The 15,965-nt window shown below is 64.9% G+C and carries 14 protein-coding genes; 10 read left to right on the top strand and 4 right to left on the bottom strand.

The features are described 5' to 3' along the window. Positions 1 to 32: 32 nt before the first annotated feature. The 4 genes from ACLMAJ_RS20505 to mgtE form a co-directional block, all read right to left on the bottom strand. Positions 33 to 1,022, bottom strand: coding sequence for a patatin-like phospholipase family protein (locus ACLMAJ_RS20505; protein WP_412015361.1), 990 nt, complete (start codon positions 1,020 to 1,022; stop codon positions 33 to 35). 179 nt (positions 1,023 to 1,201) lie between these two features. Then, positions 1,202 to 2,506, bottom strand: a complete 1,305-nt coding sequence (locus tag ACLMAJ_RS20500) for a PucR family transcriptional regulator (protein ID WP_412015360.1) — start codon at positions 2,504 to 2,506, stop codon at positions 1,202 to 1,204. 226 nt (positions 2,507 to 2,732) lie between these two features. Beyond that, positions 2,733 to 2,954, bottom strand: a complete 222-nt coding sequence (locus ACLMAJ_RS20495; RefSeq protein WP_412015405.1) for a hypothetical protein — start codon at positions 2,952 to 2,954, stop codon at positions 2,733 to 2,735. 370 nt (positions 2,955 to 3,324) lie between these two features. Continuing rightward, positions 3,325 to 4,719 (bottom strand): magnesium transporter, encoded by a 1,395-nt coding sequence (gene mgtE / locus ACLMAJ_RS20490; RefSeq protein ID WP_412015359.1) that lies wholly within the window; start codon positions 4,717 to 4,719, stop codon positions 3,325 to 3,327. Between the two features lie 386 nt (positions 4,720 to 5,105). On the opposite strand from mgtE, the gene ACLMAJ_RS20485 reads away from it, so the two are divergent. The 10 genes from ACLMAJ_RS20485 to ACLMAJ_RS20440 all read left to right on the top strand — a co-directional run bounded on the left by ACLMAJ_RS20485 (position 5,106) and on the right by ACLMAJ_RS20440 (position 15,954). Beyond that, complete coding sequence (locus ACLMAJ_RS20485; RefSeq protein ID WP_412015358.1) at positions 5,106 to 5,828, top strand: IclR family transcriptional regulator; 723 nt, start codon at positions 5,106 to 5,108, stop codon at positions 5,826 to 5,828. Between the two features lie 388 nt (positions 5,829 to 6,216). Next, positions 6,217 to 7,299: an ABC transporter substrate-binding protein gene (locus tag ACLMAJ_RS20480; protein WP_412015357.1), complete on the top strand. Its 1,083-nt coding sequence runs from the start codon at positions 6,217 to 6,219 to the stop codon at positions 7,297 to 7,299. After that, entirely contained in the window at positions 7,296 to 8,123 is an 828-nt protein-coding gene (locus ACLMAJ_RS20475; protein ID WP_412015356.1) for an ABC transporter ATP-binding protein, read from the top strand. Before ACLMAJ_RS20480 ends, ACLMAJ_RS20475 begins: the two co-directional genes overlap by 4 nt. Further along, the gene (locus tag ACLMAJ_RS20470; RefSeq protein WP_412015355.1) at positions 8,116 to 9,006 is read left to right on the top strand and encodes an ABC transporter permease; all 891 of its coding nucleotides are present in this window, start codon (positions 8,116 to 8,118) and stop codon (positions 9,004 to 9,006) included. Before ACLMAJ_RS20475 ends, ACLMAJ_RS20470 begins: the two co-directional genes overlap by 8 nt. Before the next feature lie 38 nt (positions 9,007 to 9,044). After that, on the top strand, positions 9,045 to 10,391 hold the full coding sequence (locus ACLMAJ_RS20465; protein WP_412015354.1) for an LLM class flavin-dependent oxidoreductase: 1,347 nt from the start codon (positions 9,045 to 9,047) through the stop codon (positions 10,389 to 10,391). After that, positions 10,388 to 11,686, top strand: coding sequence for an MFS transporter (locus ACLMAJ_RS20460; protein WP_412015353.1), 1,299 nt, complete (start codon positions 10,388 to 10,390; stop codon positions 11,684 to 11,686). The genes ACLMAJ_RS20465 and ACLMAJ_RS20460 overlap by 4 nt, the downstream gene beginning before the upstream one ends. Then, the gene (locus ACLMAJ_RS20455; protein ID WP_412015352.1) at positions 11,683 to 13,269 is read left to right on the top strand and encodes an FAD-dependent oxidoreductase; all 1,587 of its coding nucleotides are present in this window, start codon (positions 11,683 to 11,685) and stop codon (positions 13,267 to 13,269) included. Before ACLMAJ_RS20460 ends, ACLMAJ_RS20455 begins: the two co-directional genes overlap by 4 nt. Then, on the top strand, positions 13,266 to 13,592 hold the full coding sequence (locus ACLMAJ_RS20450; RefSeq protein ID WP_412015351.1) for a 4Fe-4S dicluster domain-containing protein: 327 nt from the start codon (positions 13,266 to 13,268) through the stop codon (positions 13,590 to 13,592). Before ACLMAJ_RS20455 ends, ACLMAJ_RS20450 begins: the two co-directional genes overlap by 4 nt. 129 nt (positions 13,593 to 13,721) lie before the next feature. Further along, positions 13,722 to 14,684, top strand: a complete 963-nt coding sequence (locus tag ACLMAJ_RS20445; protein WP_412015350.1) for a TauD/TfdA dioxygenase family protein — start codon at positions 13,722 to 13,724, stop codon at positions 14,682 to 14,684. A 277-nt stretch (positions 14,685 to 14,961) separates the two neighbouring features. Beyond that, a complete protein-coding gene (locus ACLMAJ_RS20440; protein WP_412015349.1) occupies positions 14,962 to 15,954 on the top strand; it encodes an LLM class F420-dependent oxidoreductase in 993 nt (330 codons plus the stop codon). The last annotated feature ends 11 nt before the right edge of the window (positions 15,955 to 15,965 follow it).

Raw genomic sequence — 15,965 nt, 5'->3', positions numbered from 1 at the left:
GTCCTTCCTAATGCTTGTGTCCCGGTCTATCGCTATTGCCGCGCCCCGAGCGCCGCGGACTCTTCGGTCGGTGACAGCGGCATCAGCTCACCGAGTACGTCTGGATCGACGACGGCGAGGAGTTGATCGGTTGTGCGGGTGTCGATCCACGTTGCCGCGATGTCGTAACCGTGATCGAAGAGCTCCTCGGGCGAACGCGTCGGGGATTGCAGCGCCGACCCGTATGGCAGTTCGGCGAAAATTGTTCGCGCGCAAATGTTTTCGTCACGGAAAGGTCGTGGACGGCGGGGGATCATCGGCAGTGACGAATGGGCCAATGGCAGGAGTAGCCCGCCGCGGCTGTAGTGCGGCTCAGGGCTGTAGAGGTCGAGAACGAGCGCGGGATGAGACCCGAACACCTCATACGGGACACGATGGTGTGTTCCGCCGTCGAAGATGTGGTCGAGCGCTGTCGCGGCAGGGAAGGCTCCCGGTATCCGTGTCGCCGCGACCAGTGCATCGGCGACGGGCATATCGGTCAAGCCCAACTTCGGCAAATCCTGTGGAAGAAACAGCGTGCCGTGCTCACCCGAGTAGACCGGAATGATCAACGAGGAAGTGATCCCTGACGGCTGCCGCCGGGCCAGGTTCGGTTCCAGTACGAAATCAGCGAACGTTCGATCGCCGACAACCGCGTGTGCTAGTTCGCGTAGGCGAGCATCCGGGTAGAGCGTGCGTTTAGTCAACATCGCCCGAAGGCTTCGGTTACCGACTACTTCGTCTGCCGGATGATCGATGGCGATCTGACGCAGCTGCGCGCGACTCATTCCCAAAGCCGCTGCGGCGGCCCCGATTGCCCCTCCGCTGACGCCCAATACGACCGGCCGGATAGGTGTCGGCCGTGTGACACCACGATCCGCCAAGATTTTCGCCCTGCTGGAATTCAACCCGTCCACGGCACCACTCACCATCCCCGCCATAAAAGCGAGGCTGCGTCCGGCTACACCGGCCAAAATGCGAACCGTCACCAGTTCCTCAATCAACAGGCTATCCTTCTCGAAATCGAATCAGTTTGTATCGCAAAAGAAGCCGTGACCCACTGCGGTCACCAACACCGGAAATATGATCTCGGAGTTTTGATTTCAGTGCATTCATAACGAATTTCTAGAGGTGATGCGGCGCCGCGTGCCGTGCGTACAGAATTGTCGAATAATCGGGACTGTCAGCGCAGAACGGCAGCGCCGAGAAAGCGGCAGACTTGCAAAGCCACCGCGATATCGAGTTTGTCATGTGGGGCGGTGCCTACGCGGGTGGCCTCGATCGCCTTCGTGATGCGGTATTTGACCGTATTGCGGTGCAGAGTAAGGATTTCAGCGGTACGCACATGGCTTTCGCTGGTGGCGTAGTAGGTGCTGAGGGTGTGACGCAGAGTGGCCGCTTGGTCGGTGTCGACCGCCAGCTCACCCAAGACTTCACAGACCCACGCGCGGGTGGAATCCAGATCCTTGGCCAACAAGGAGGCAACGGCGACACCGGAATCGCCGAAGCCGAGGATCGTATGGGAGGACGGGATCCCGGGAAGGCTTGCGACGAAGTATGCGGCGATGGCCTGTTGATGAGAGCGGCGGAATCCGCCGAGTGCGTGTCCGGGCAGCCCGACCGTCAGCCGCACCCCGTCGGCGGGATCCACCATGGCGTGCAGTTCGGTGGTATCGATCACCGGGTGGCGGTGGCCGAACGGCAGCCACGCCCACGCTGTGTGGCGGTCGATGGCGGTGACCAGCGCCTGCCCCTCGGCGTGTAAGCCACGGGCGAGCGTCCGCGCCTGGGTGTCCAGGAGGTTCAGGGTGCTCGGTTGCTCATGGCCGGAGCGCCACAGGATGAGAGCCAGATGGGTTTGGTCGAGCAGATAGCCGGTCTCGGCCTCGAAGGCTGTTTTGTCGGCTGTTTCCGCGGACAGCATGGCGTGCACTGTGGAGGAATGCACGCTGCCGCGGGCGTTCGTCCACCGACTGCGCTCAGCCTCGTAGGCGTCTAAGACATGAAGGGTGATCCATTCGATGTAGGTGTAGACGATCTCGGTGAGCCTCTTGACGACGGCGAGCGCGAGCGGCGCGGGCAAGCGGCGGCGATCGATCTCGTCATGGCAAATCCGCAGCATGTCGTTCTGGCCCATGTGGTAGGCGCGTACCAGCGAATGGGACGGAACTCCGCGCTGTGCGAGTCTTAATGCGTTTTCGACGGCCGCGGTGGTGGGCTGCAAATGGTCGACGGGAATATCGTGGGCCAAGACACGCAGGAGGGTTGTGAGGTTGCCTTGCACACTGGCCTCGAACATTTCCATCAGTCGAGGGTCGTTGTCGAGGTGGTCGACCTCTCGCGCAATCATGGCGCTCATCGCCCGGGCGATCTCCCGTTCGCGCGACTTCAGCGTGCGTGCGATGTCCACTATGACCGCGGTCGCATCCTCCATGGCTGTGACCCCGGACAACTGGCGCTGATGGGGCGAGCCGGAAAAGTCGCTCATAAGCGCGCATCCCGCGCGACTGACGAACGAGGAGGTGTCCGCGGATACAGCAGTGCCGAACCGCGGTGGATGACGGTCGGCTGCGGCGAGCCATCGGCTCCGCCGACGACGACTACGGCTGTGGTCACGTTCGCCGAACCTCGCCGGTCGAGGATGCGGGGTCGTGCATCGAGGGCTCCTGCAGATCGGTCTGGTTGGCGACCGGGGCGGCATGCGAGTCCGGCACTCACTGCACGTCGAATGGGATGAGATTGTTTGGCAGCCAGGATTGTTCGGCGGCCCGGTAGGTGCCCGTCCGGACCGTTCCGGGTGCGGCGTCGATGACCTTATAGCGCTGGTCGGCATTACCGAGGGCCGCAGATTGCCCAGCTTTGGGAAGGGCATCGGGCTGCCCACGAGTAAGCCCATATTCCCTCCTCAGGATGCCGCGAGCGCGAAAGTAGTTCATGGAAGTAAATTCGGCTGGCGGCTGCGCCGCCGTGTGAAATGTTCAATGGCCGCAGCCGTGACCCCGACCATTTCGACTTGCTACGGAGTAAGAGCGTAATGAGCGTCTCCGAAGCCGGAAAGGTCCTGAGGGCACACACTTTCGGGCAGGCTTTGTGCTTTCTGCACAGCCCCCGCCGGGATGATTCGGTTGTGAAGATTCCATGCGCATGCTCCGAGCTGGGGTGTGAGTATATCGCCCGAGCGAGGCTTGCCAGTTCGACGGATAACGGAGCAGCGATGGTATCGAACCCAATGGCCGAGCGCTTCGTGAATGCGTCGAAATCCTGAGGCGGACGTACTGGAACCTGTTCGCCGCAACGCAATTCGGGTCAGATACCGAGAACGAGCTTCGCGGTGGTGAAGTAGATGATCAGGCCGGTGGCGTCGACGAGAGTGGTCACCATGGGAGCGGAGACGACGGCCGGGTCGATGCGCAGGCGCTTGGCAAGGATCGGCATGGTGCCGCCGATGGTCGCGGCCCAGCCACAGATCAGGATCAGCGTGATGCCGACGACGAGCGCGATCTTCGCACCGACGAACAAAACGCCGATGATCACACCCGCAACCGCCAGCATGCCGCCGAGTACCAGGCCGACCCGACATTCCCGCCAGATCACCTTGAACAAATCGGAACCACGCACCTCACCGACGGCAAGCGCACGCACGCACGAGGTGGCCGCCTGCGCGCCCGCATTCCCGCCCGCACCGATGAGCAGCGGAATGAACAACGCCAGGTGCGCCGCCTGCTCCAAAGTTCCGGAAAAGAAGTCGGTGACGGTGACGGTCAACGTCGCCGCGAACAATAGGAGCATCAGCCACAGTGCGCGGTAGCGGGCCAGCTGGAACACCCCCGCCGCCATGTAGTGGCCTTCCCACGGCGCGGATCCGGCCTGCTTGGCCACGTCCTCGCTGTCGGCGGCCTCGATGACCTCGACCGCGTCGTCGATGGTGAGCAGACCGACAAGCCGGTCCTCACTGTCGACGACCGGCAGATTGATGACGTTCGTCTCGCGCATGAGCCGCGCCGCCTTCTCCGCGGAGTCGGTGGCACGCACGAAGGCGGGCTCGGTGACGACGAGTTCGGCGACCATGGTGTCGGGCCTGCTCAGCACCAACTCGCGCAGCTCCACGATGCCGATGAGGCGGCGGCCGGAATCCACCACGGGCAGCGTGTACACCGTTTCGGCGTTGATGCCCTTGATCCGCACCGTCTGCAGCGCATCGGCAACGCTCAGATTGCGCGGCAGCGCAACAACTTCCGGCGTCATGTAAAGCCCGACCGAGCCCTCTGGATAGCCGAGCAGCGCGGCGGTCATCCGCCGCTCGCGTGGACTCAGCCCGGCGAGCACCTTCTTGGCGACCTTCGCGGGCGCCTCGCGCAACATCCTGGCCCTGTCATCGGGGTCCATACCCTCGACGAGCTCGCGGAAGGCCTGGTCGCGCAGGCCGTGCAGAATTTGCTGCTGGTCCACCGGCTCGAGTTCCTCGAACACCGCGAGCGCGAGATCCTTGTCGAGCAGCCGGAAGGCCATGCCCGCCTCGACGGCGTCCATCCTGGCGAGCTGATCGGCGATGCCGTGCGGCGGGTGGTTATCGAGCCATTCGAGCGCGGCGTCGACGCGATGGCTGTAGACAGCGTCCAGCAACGAGACGTCGGTCGATACGACCTCTGGCAGCGATTCGGACAGCGTCGAACGGGCATCGATGAGTTCGGTCTGCGACATGGCGAGTCCTCAGCAGAGCGTGAGTGAATGAGACGCGGGTAATTGACACCGCGGGCGCCGATCCTGCTGTCGCGTACTGGCTAAGAGTGCGAGAGGGCGGCGCCGCGCGGCCTTCGACTCGGAGGTTCGTTGCGCATGCAACCCCACCTCCTTCTCGTCGTTGCCGCGGATCTCTGCGTCCACGCCAGCTACTGAAAATACCGATAAGACGCGAATACGTCCTTGCGCAGAATACATGCAGTTGGGGAACAACTCACCACGAGTGATCGGCACCACCTATTAGACGCACCCGGCGTCGAACTGTTGCCCCACCACCGCGGACCAAGAGACAGTGTTGCCAGGTCCGCACCGCCGCCGGATCGACGTCGAGACCGCGAGGAATCACCATGGGTACCGCCGATCAGCCACGTTCGGGGTCTCAGGCCGTCGAGCGGGCCATCCACCTGCTGAACTGCTTCGAAGGTGACGACCCCGAGCTCTCGATCAGCGAATTGGCACACCTGGCCGGTGTTCCGGTGAGCACCGCGCATCGTCTCGCCCAGGCCCTTGTTCGCGGCAGACTGCTCGAGCAGGACCCTGCCAACGACCGCTATCGGGTCGGGCGTGGCCTTGCGACACTGGCACGGCCTGCGATGACCCGGCTCGGAATCGATTCGGCCGCACCGCATATGTACGCGTTGGCTGCCGGCATCAAGATCACGGCGAGTCTCAGTGTCGCCGACTCGAGCGACGCGGTGACGGTCTTCCACGCCCGTCCTCCGGTGCTCTTCTGTTCCCACCAACTACCCCGTTTGCGGCAACCGCTACGCTCCAGCGCGGCAGGACGCGCCCTGCTCGCCCATTCGCCCGCGGCGCAGCGGCCGGCCGACGACCTGGATCTGGTGCGGCGCAAGGGTTTCGCGCTCGAGGAGTTCGAGGGCGATGATCCCGTGCGCTCGATCGCGGTGCCGGTCTTCGGTGCGGACAAGCAGGTGTGGGGCGCACTGAGCGTGCAGGCGCGCTCGGCGCGGCTCAATGACGAACTGGTCCGCGAGATCCTGCCCGCGATGCGGCATATCGCGGTGCGCATCGGCGGGGTCGTGCACAACGGCTCCGGCACGACCGGCTGAGCGCCGCACCTCAGCGACGGTTACTACCACTGCGCCGGAGATAAACTCACGCCGATTTTCACAATGTGGAATGGCCGTTGTATCCCCACCTGCGCGGCCACACCATTAAGTCCACGGGCCACCACCCGCCGCACACCACAGCTCACGAAAGTCTCGACGTGTTGATACCCACAGCGCTGATCCGCCGCCGCGCGATCGACCTCATGCGGGTTCCGCACGGGATCTGTCGCCACTGACGCAGCGACGAGCCCAGCGGATTTCCTTCCGCGCCGTACCGGCCCGCGCTTTCCAGATTCCGACACATCCTCGGGTCGCGACATCGACTCCGCTCTAGCTGCCGCATGCCGATTTCAGTCCGCGCAGCGCATTTTCATCAAAGGAACACACCATGCCGTCCTCCGCACCCCCTGGCCGCCGCATCCGAGCGTTCGCCGCCGCCCTCACCCTGATCACCGGCGTTTCCGCCCTCGCAGGGTGCGGCAAGTCCGAGCCGGGCACCACCGCCGACGGCAAAGCCATCGTCCGTTACCAGGGCAGTACCGGGCAGGTCAGCCCGGTCGAACTGGCGGATGACCTCGGGTATTTCAGCAAGATCTCGTTGCATTGGGAGGGCGACACCACCAGCGGTCCCGCCAATATCCAGGCGGCCGCGACCAATCAGGTCGAGTTCGGCAGCGCGTTCAACGGCGCCGTCGTGAAGCTGATCTCCGGCGGAGCCAAGGTCACCTCGGTACTCAGTTCCTATGGCGCGGACGAGCAGTCGTTCACCGGATACTTCGTCCGCGACGATTCCGGCATCAACTCCGCACGCGATCTCATCGGCAAGAAGGTCGGCGTCAACACCCTCGGCGCGCACCACGAGTTCATTACCAGGGAGTGGCTGCATCAGGCGGGCCTCACCGAGAGCGAGATCAAGCAGGTCCAGCTGGTTGTGCTGCCGCCTGCCAACACCGAGGACGCACTGCGCAAGGGCCAGGTCGAGGTCGGCACCCTCGGGAGCATCTTCCGCGAAACCGCCGTCGAACGCGGCGGCATCCATCCGCTCTACACCGATAAGGCGCTGTTCGGACAGTTCGACTACGGCACCTACGTCTTCCGCGACGACTACATCGCCAAGAACACCGCGGCCGTCGAGGATTTCGTGCAGGGCACCGCGCGAGCGACCCGCTGGTTGCAGATCACGCCGCGCGACGAGGTGGTCGCGCGATTCAAGGCGATCATCGACAAGCGTGGCCGCAACGAGAACACCGACCTGCTGAAGTACTGGAAGAGCCCCGGAATTCCGGTGCCGGGCGGCGTGGTCGCCGACAAGGAATTGCAGATCTGGATCGACTGGCTGGTGCGCAATGGTGAGCTCAAAGAGGGGCAGCTGAAGGCCACCGATCTGTTCACCAATAAATACAACCCGTACGCCAATGGCAAGTTCCCGTCGGAAAGCGGCCCGACCGGTGAAGTGGTGGCAGCGAAATGACCTCTACCACCGCAAAACTCGCACTGACCAAGGTGAACAAGCAATTCCCGATCCGTGGCTCGCAGGAGAAGTTCACCGCCGTCGAGGACATCTCGCTCGAGCTGCGCGATGGCGAGTTCCTCGTCCTCGTCGGACCGAGCGGCTCGGGCAAGTCGACCCTGCTGGACTTGCTCGGCGGCCTGAGCAAGCCCACCTCCGGCGAAATCCTGTTGGATGGCAAGCCGATCGACGGCCCAGGTCTCGACCGGGGCATCGTGTTCCAGCAGTACGCGCTGTTTCCCTGGCGCACGGCGCGGTCGAATATCGAATTCGGGCTCGAGGCAAAGGGATTGCGACGCAAAGCCCGCCGCGAACTCGCCGAGCAGTACCTGGAGTTGGTCGGACTGACCGGATTCGGTGACCGCCTCCCGCACGAATTGTCCGGTGGCATGAAGCAGCGCGTCGCTATTGCCCGCAGCCTCGCTTTCGATCCCGAGGTGCTGCTGATGGACGAGCCATTCGCCGCGCTCGATGCGCAGACCCGGGAATCGTTGCAGGACGAGCTTTTACGAATTTGGCAGGCCACCGGCAAGACGATCCTGTTCATCACTCACGGCATCGACGAAGCCGTGTACCTCGGCCAGCGGGTCGCGGTACTGACCGCCCGACCTGGTCGTGTCAAGGCGGTACTCGACGTCGAAATCGACAGAAACGCCGCCGAGGACATCCGCTCCACCGAGCTCTTCCGCGGGTACCGGCACCAGATCTGGTCGTTGCTACAGAGCGAGATCGCACCCGAGAACGCCCCCATCGCATCCGGCACCGAGAGGCTGACCCATGTCTAGCGCAGTGGAACTCATCGCTCCCCCGGCTCGGCTCCAGGTGGCAGTGCCACACCAACCCACCCCGGCGGTGGTGGCAGACACCGGGCCCGGCATCGCCCTGCGTGCGATCGCCGCGGCGGGCAAACTCGGCTGGCGAGTGCTGAAGCCGACCATCGTGATCGCCGTCTTCCTACTGATCTGGCAGTTCGCACCGGCATGGGGGCTGGTGGACGAGATATTCCTGCCTCCGTTCACCACGGTCGCGCAGGCGTTCATCGATCTGGTGCGCACCGGCGAAATGTGGACGCACGTGTCGACCAGCCTGGGCCGCTCACTGACCGGCTACTCGATCGCGCTGATTTTCGCCGTTCCGCTCGGCATCGCAATCGCCTGGTACAAGCCGGTTTCGGACTTCCTCAACCCGATACTCGAGCTGTTCCGCAACACGGCCGCGCTGGCACTGCTTCCGGTGTTCGTGCTGATCCTCGGCATCGGCGAAACCTCGAAGATCGCGCTCGTGGTGTACGCGAGTTCCTTCCCGATCCTGCTCAACACCATCACCGGTGTCCGCACCGTCGATCCGTTGCTGATCAAATCCGCTGTGTCGCTGGGGTTGTCACCACTGCGGCTGTTCCAGAAGGTGATCCTGCCCGCCGCACTGCCTTCCATCTTCACCGGACTTCGGATGGCCGCGGCAGGCTCGATCCTTGTGCTGCTGGCCGCCGAAATGGTCGGTGCGCGAGCCGGACTCGGCTACCTGATCACCGCGGCACAGCAGAACTTCCAGATCCCGAACATGTACGCGGGCATCCTCGCCATCTCGCTGCTCGGCCTCGCCTTCAACGGTGTGCTCGTCGGCCTCGAACGCCACTTCTCGCGCTGGCGCGTCGACTCGAACGCCTGACCCGACCACCCCAACACGCATCAAAGGAACAACGACCGATGTCGGCATCTCGTAAGCAATTCCACCTCAACGCCTTCCTGATGGGCGTCGGGCACCATGAGGCGGCCTGGCGGCACCCACGCACCGAAGAACACCAGGTGCTCGACGTAGAACATTTTCAAGAGCTCGGGCGGATCGCCGAACGCGGCAAGCTCGACTCGGTGTTCTTCGCCGACAGCCTCGCGGTCGGTCCGCGCATCAAGCGCAATACGCTCGCGGTCTTCGAGCCGGTAACGCTGCTGGCCGCCATCGCCGCCGCCACCTCACGGGTCGGGCTGATCGCCACGGCATCGACCACCTACAACGAACCGTTCAATCTGGCACGCAAGTTCGCCTCCCTCGACCACATCAGCAGCGGAAGAGCGGGCTGGAACATCGTCACCTCCGGTAGCGAGGAGGAGGCGTTCAATTTCGGCTTCGACGCCATCCCCGAACATGCCCGCCGCTACGAACGGGCGGAGGAATTCGTCGACGTCGCGATTCGGTTGTGGGACAGCTGGGAATCCTCGGCGATCGTCCTGGACCCGCAGGAGGGCATCTTCGCCGATCCGGACAAGGTGCACACCGTCGACTACTCCGGACCCCGTTTCAAGGTGCGTGGTCCGTTGAACTCGCCACGCAGCCCGCAGGGTCGACCGCTGCTCGTACAGGCCGGATCATCGGAGAGCGGTAAGGAATTCGCCGCGAAGTACGCGGAGGCGATATTCACCGCGCAGCGGACGCTGGAAGAGGGTCAGGCGTTCTACCGCGATCTGAAGTCGCGGCTGCCGAAGTACGGGCGCTCCGCCGACGAACTGAAGGTGCTGCCCGGCCTGGTGCCCTATATCGCCGACACCACCGAGGAAGCCGAGGCGCTGGAGCGGGAGTTCACCGACCTGATCTCGCCCGACTACGCGCTCGGTCAACTCTCGCGGCTGCTCGGGGTCGATCTCACCGAGCACGCACTCGACGCGCCGCTGCCACCGCTGCCGTCGGTGACCGAAATCGAGGGAGGCAAGAGCCGGTTCACGCTGGTCAAGGAATTGGCCGAGAACGAAAACCTCACGGTGCGGGAGTTGATCGGCAAACTGGGGGGCGGTCGAGGCCACCGTTCCTTCGCCGGCACGCCGACCCAGATCGCCGACGAGCTACAGAGCTGGTTCGAGAACGGTGCGGCAGACGGCTTCAACATCATGCCGCCGTATCTGCCAGGCGGGCTGGAGGTCTTCGTCGAACGGGTGGTGCCGATCCTGCAGGAGCGCGGCCTCTTCCGTACCGACTACGAGGCGGACACGCTGCGTGGGCACTACGGACTCGGGTCGGTGGAAAGCCAGTTCGCCGAGGTGCAGACCGAAGCGAGCGCATGACCTCCGATCGGGATGCGGTGCCCGTTGCCGCGGATTCCTTTCGGCCCCTGGTGTTCTCGGTGTACGTTCCGACCTTGGCACGCGGCATCGGTATGGGCGCCGGCGCGCCGGTGATGACGCTGACCGCGCTCGACCTCGGCGCCTCGACGGCCGTCGCGGGGCTTGCCGTGGCGCTGGTCGGACTCGGTCAGGTACTCGGCGATATTCCCGCTGGTCAGTTGGTGGCCAAGGTCGGCGAGCGCACCTCGATCATCGGCGGCACCGCGGTCGGAATCGTCGGTGTGCTGGTTTGCTTACTGGCACCGAACATTCCGATGCTGTGCGCGGGATTGCTCATTATCGGCCTTTCCAATGCCGTCTGGGGTCTGGCGCGGATGACCTACCTGGCCGAGGCTATTCCGCTCGAGCGCCGCGCGCGGGTGATGTCGCTGTTCGGTGGCTCGATGCGCCTCGGCTTCTTCATCGGCCCCTTCCTCGGCGCCGTGGCCATCCTCGGCCTCGGCACCAGGGGCGGGTTCGTCGTCGAACTCGTCGCGTTCGTCATCGCGGGCGTGCTGATGGTGCGGCTGCCGGTGCCGGGAACCGGTACGCGCGGCGAGGTATCGGCGGCGCCGATGTCGCTGGTCGCGGTAGTGCGGCGGCATCGGCGCGTGCTCTCGACCCTCGGCGCGGGGGTGCTGCTGCTCGGGGTGGCGAGGGCCTCCCGCGATGCGATCTTGCCACTGTGGGCCGACCACATCGGAATGAGCGCCGCGACGGCCAGCCTGATCTTCGGTGTCGGGGCGGCGCTGGAGGTGGTCTTCGCCTATCCCGCGGGGCATGTGATGGATCGCTTCGGTCGCGGCTACATCGCGGTGCCCGCACTCGCGATACTCGCCATCGCGTATCTGGCTGTGCCACTGACACATTCGGCACAGACCTTAGGTGTGGTCGCGGTGGTGATGGGCATCGGCAACGGGATCAGCAACGGACTGATCATGGTCCTCGGTGCGGACGTGGCACCTGCCGCGATCCGTGCCGAGTTCCTCGCGGCGTGGCGACTCGATCACGACGCGGGCGCCTTCGCCGGGCCGCTACTGATCGGCGTGCTGGCGACCGCTGCGCCACTCGCGGTTTCGGTGCTCACGATCGGCGCGATCTCGGCGCTCGGCGCGATGGTAATGGGCCGATACATCCCGGAGCACGTCCCGTGGCCGCCTCCTGCCGCCGGTCCGGACCTGCCGAGCGGCCACGACTCCTTCGAACAACCAGGGCTCCCGCACGCGGATCTCCTCCAACAGAAGGTGACATCATGACCGAAATCGATGTTCTTGTCCTCGGTGGCGGCCCGGCTGGTACTTGGGCGGCATTGAAGGCCGCTGCCGCTGGCGCCTCGGTCATCTTGGCGGACAAAGGATTCTGTGGGAGCAGCGGGGCGACGGCCGCCGCGGGGACCGGAATTTGGTACGTCCAGCCGGAGCCGGAGCTGCGCGCGAAGGCGATGGCCAGCCGTGAGGCACTCGGCGGATATCTCGCCGATCACGGGTGGATGGAGCGGGTACTCGACGAAACCTATGCTCGGGTCAACGAACTCGCCGAGGTCGGCCGCTACCCGTTCCCGGTCGGCCGCGACGGACAACAGCTCCGCACGGGCGTGCAAGGGCCGGAATACATGAAGCGCCAACGACTTCGGGTCCAGCGCGCGGGAGTGTCTATTCTCGACCACACCCCTGCTATCGAGCTGCTGACCGACGCCGAGGCAACCGTGGCGGGCGCTCGCCTGCAACGGCTGTCCGACGGCACGCACATCGACATCGCCGCCCGTGCTGTCGTGCTTGCCACCGGCGGTTGCGCCTTCCTGTCGAAAACGTTGGGCTGCAACGTCAATACCGGTGACGGAGCACTGATGGCAGTCGAGGCGGGCGCCGAGCTCTCCGGCATGGAGTTCTCCAACGCCTACGCCATCGCTCCGGAATTCACCTCGGTGACCAAGACCGCCTACTACTCCTTCGCGACGTTCTATCTGAGCAACGGCGAGCCGCTGGCAGGAGCGTCGAGCAAAGGCGGGCGCTCCGCGATCGCGCAGGCGCTGTTGCGCGAGCCGGTGTACTGCACGCTGGACCAGGCCGATGCGGCTCAACAGCGGGCAATGCGCCTAGGGCAGGCGAACTTCTTCCTCACCTTCGACCGGCTCGGGATCGACCCCTTCACCGATCGGTTCCCCATCACGCTGCTGCTCGAGGGTACGGTCCGCGGTACCGGTGGCGTCCGTGTCGCCGACCATGATTGCTCGACAAGCATTCCCGGTCTCTACGTGGCGGGCGATGTCGCGACCCGCGAGCTGATCTGCGGCGGGTTCACCGGTGGTGGCAGCCACAATGCCGCCTGGGCGATGTCCTCGGGCAGTTGGGCCGGTAGCGGTGCGGCGAATTTCGCACTGCGCCAGGGTAATTCGGTCGACGATCGACGACGATTCGGCGCGGGCACTGTCGGGCTTCGGCCCACCGGCCGACCGGATTCCGGACTCCGATCGGCCGAGGTCGTCGCGGCGGTACAGGGTGAGGTGCTGCCCTACGACAAGAACTACCTACGCCACGGCGACCGCCTGCGGCCCGCGCTGGTGACGCTGCACGAGCTGTGGCGGCAGGCACGCGCGGGCCTGACCGGTGCCGATACCTCGAAAGTTCGTTCGGCGGCGGCGATGACGGCCCACGCACGGTGGATGTACACCGCAGCGCTCGCGCGCACCGAATCCCGGGGAATGGCGCGGCGTCAGGAGTTCCCCGACCTCGATCCCGCCCAGCACCATCGACTGATCATCGGCGGGCTCGATGAGCTGTGGACCGCGCCCGAACCGGCATTCCTGACCGGATCACGAGCACAGCTGGTTTCGGCATGATCGAGGTGGTTTCGGTCGACCGATGCATCGAATGCGACAAGTGCATCGAGGTGTGCCCAACCCGTGTCTTCGATCGGGGCGCGGACGGAATCCCGCTGCTAGCGCGGCAATCCGATTGCCAGACGTGCTTTATGTGCGAGGCGTATTGCCCCGTCGACGCGTTGTTCGTCGCGGCTCGCACCGAGCCGCTACCGCCCGATGACATTCAGCGCGACGAAACATACCTGATCGAACACGGACTGCTCGGCAGCTACCGTAAGGCGCTCGGCTGGGGCGGCGGACGCCTCGGTGCGCGCGATGCGATCGGGCCTGAATTGCCATGACGCCCTTGACGAAACGGCGTGAAGTCGACTTCATGCGGGTATGCCGCAGTGCCTGTCGGTCTCGAGATCGGCCCAACCCTGGAGATCTTCCCGAGCGTTTCCCAGACCCATTCACTAAGTGAGTTCCCCATGACTGCTGTACACGACACCACCACCACTACGACCACCGACACCGTGCTCATCGCCCCGGTCGCCGGACACATCGGCGCCGAAATCTCCGGCGTCGATCTGCGCGAGACGCTGACCGATCAGCAGGTCGAGGAGATCACCGCCGCGCTGCACAAGTACAAGGTGCTGTTCTTCCGTGAGCAGCACATCGGGCACGCCGAGCAGATTGCCTTCTCCAGGCGGTTCGGCGCGGTCACCCCATCGCATCCCTACGATGACGATGCGCCAACGGAGTACCCGGAGATCCTCGCGGTCGACAGCCGGTTGTACGAAAAGCGTTTCGGTGTAAGGAAATTCAGCTACACCAATTTCTGGCACACCGACGTGTCCCCGCTGATCAACCCGCCTGCGGCCTCGATCCTGCGCGCCGACATCGCGCCGGCTCGTGGTGGCGACACCCAGTGGACGAATCTCGTCGCCGCCTACGAGAACCTGCCGGAATCGCTGCAACGGTTCGTCGAGGGGCTGCGCGCCGAGCACCGCTTCGGTGGCAGCCGACCGGTATGGGACGCCAACAGCGATTACGCGAAGAAGGTGGCCGCCGCGCCGCTGGTCACCGAGCATCCGGTGGTCAGGGTGCATCCGGTGACCGGGGAACGGGCGCTGTTCGTCAACCCCGGCTTCACCACCCGCATCGTCGGGCTGAGCCCGCACCAAAGCGACAGCCTGCTGAAGCTGCTGTTCGACGAGATCGCTCAGCCTGCCTACACCGTGCGATTCCGCTGGGAGCAGGGCAGCATCGCGTTCTGGGACAACCGGGCCACCGCCCACCTCGCCCCGAGCGACTTGAATCATCTCGATGTCACCCGAGTCCTGTACCGGACCACCCTCGAAGGCGACATCCCTGTCGGTGTCGACGGGGTGGCCTCGACGTCCATCTCGGGCGCACAATTCACCGGCGCTCGAGCCCACACCGCTGAGTGATGCCGGTCGAGTGCCGCGCAGACACTCGACCGGTTCGGCGACACTCGACCGGCATCGCGCATTCGACCGCCATCGTGCCGAAGTTGGGCGCACGCGGCGTCGAACTATTTGCTTGCCCGCCGGCGACCGGGGACAGTGGTCGGCGGGTAGTGGATTCCGGCCGGGCGCCCGTGGGGCGTTCGGCCGGACTCGCGCTGCCGCCACACCGTCGACCGGTATCCGACGGTCGGTAGCCGATCGCGGCTAGATTTCGGGTAACCACACGAAGGAGATATCTGTGCGCTTCGGCATCTTCATACCGCAGGGTTGGCGCCTGGACCTGGTCGGTATCGACCCAGCGGCGCAGTGGGGGGTGATGCGCGATCTCGCCCAGCGGGCCGACGCCGAGGACACCTGGGAATCGCTCTGGGTGTACGACCACTTCCACACCGTGCCGGCGCCGACCGACGAGGCCACACACGAAGCGTGGACCCTGATGTCGGCGTTCGCCGCATCTACCTCGCGGATTCGGCTCGGGCAGATGTGCACCTCGATCGGCTACCGCAACCCGGCCTACCTCGCGAAGGTCGCCGCGACAGTGGACCTCATTTCCGGCGGTCGCGTCGAGTTGGGTATCGGCGGCGGCTGGTACGAGCACGAATGGCGCGCCTACGGCTACGGTTTCCCGTCGGCGGGCGAGCGCCTCGGCCGCCTCGACGAAGGTGTGCAAATTTTCAAGCAGGCGTGGACCAACGGTAAGGCCACCCTCGACGGCAAGTACTACCAGGTCGACGGCGCCATCGTGCGCCCACTGCCAGTGCAGGAGGGCGGGATTCCGCTGTGGATCGCGGGCGGCGGCGAAAAGAAGACGCTGCGGACCGCGGCCAAATACGCCAGCTACACCAACTTCAGCGGTGAACCGGCCGAATTCATCCACAAGTCCGAGATCCTGCGCGCCCATTGCGTCGAGGTCGGCACCGACTTCGACGCCATCGTGCGGACGACGGACTACAACGTCGTGATCGGATCGACGGAAGCCGAGGTCGAGGATCGGCTCGTCGCGCTGCAAGCCCGACTCACCCCCTTTATCGGCGCGGACAAGGCCGCGGCCCATGTCAACGACCTCTACCGCGGCTCCGCCGCCGTCGGCACCCCCGAACAGGTCATCGAAAACCTCACCAAGATCCGCGATCTCGGCCTCGGCTACGCCATCCTCTACTTCCCCGAAGCGACCTACGACACCTCCGGCATCGAACTCTTCGAACGGGAGGTCGCACCCGCACTACGCTGAACAATCCGGAA

It is taken from the genome of Nocardia arseniciresistens (genome assembly GCF_046764875.1).
In the GTDB taxonomy this organism is placed as follows: Bacteria; Actinomycetota; Actinomycetes; order Mycobacteriales; family Mycobacteriaceae; genus Nocardia; species Nocardia arseniciresistens.
This window is presented reverse-complemented; position numbering and strand designations above follow the sequence as displayed.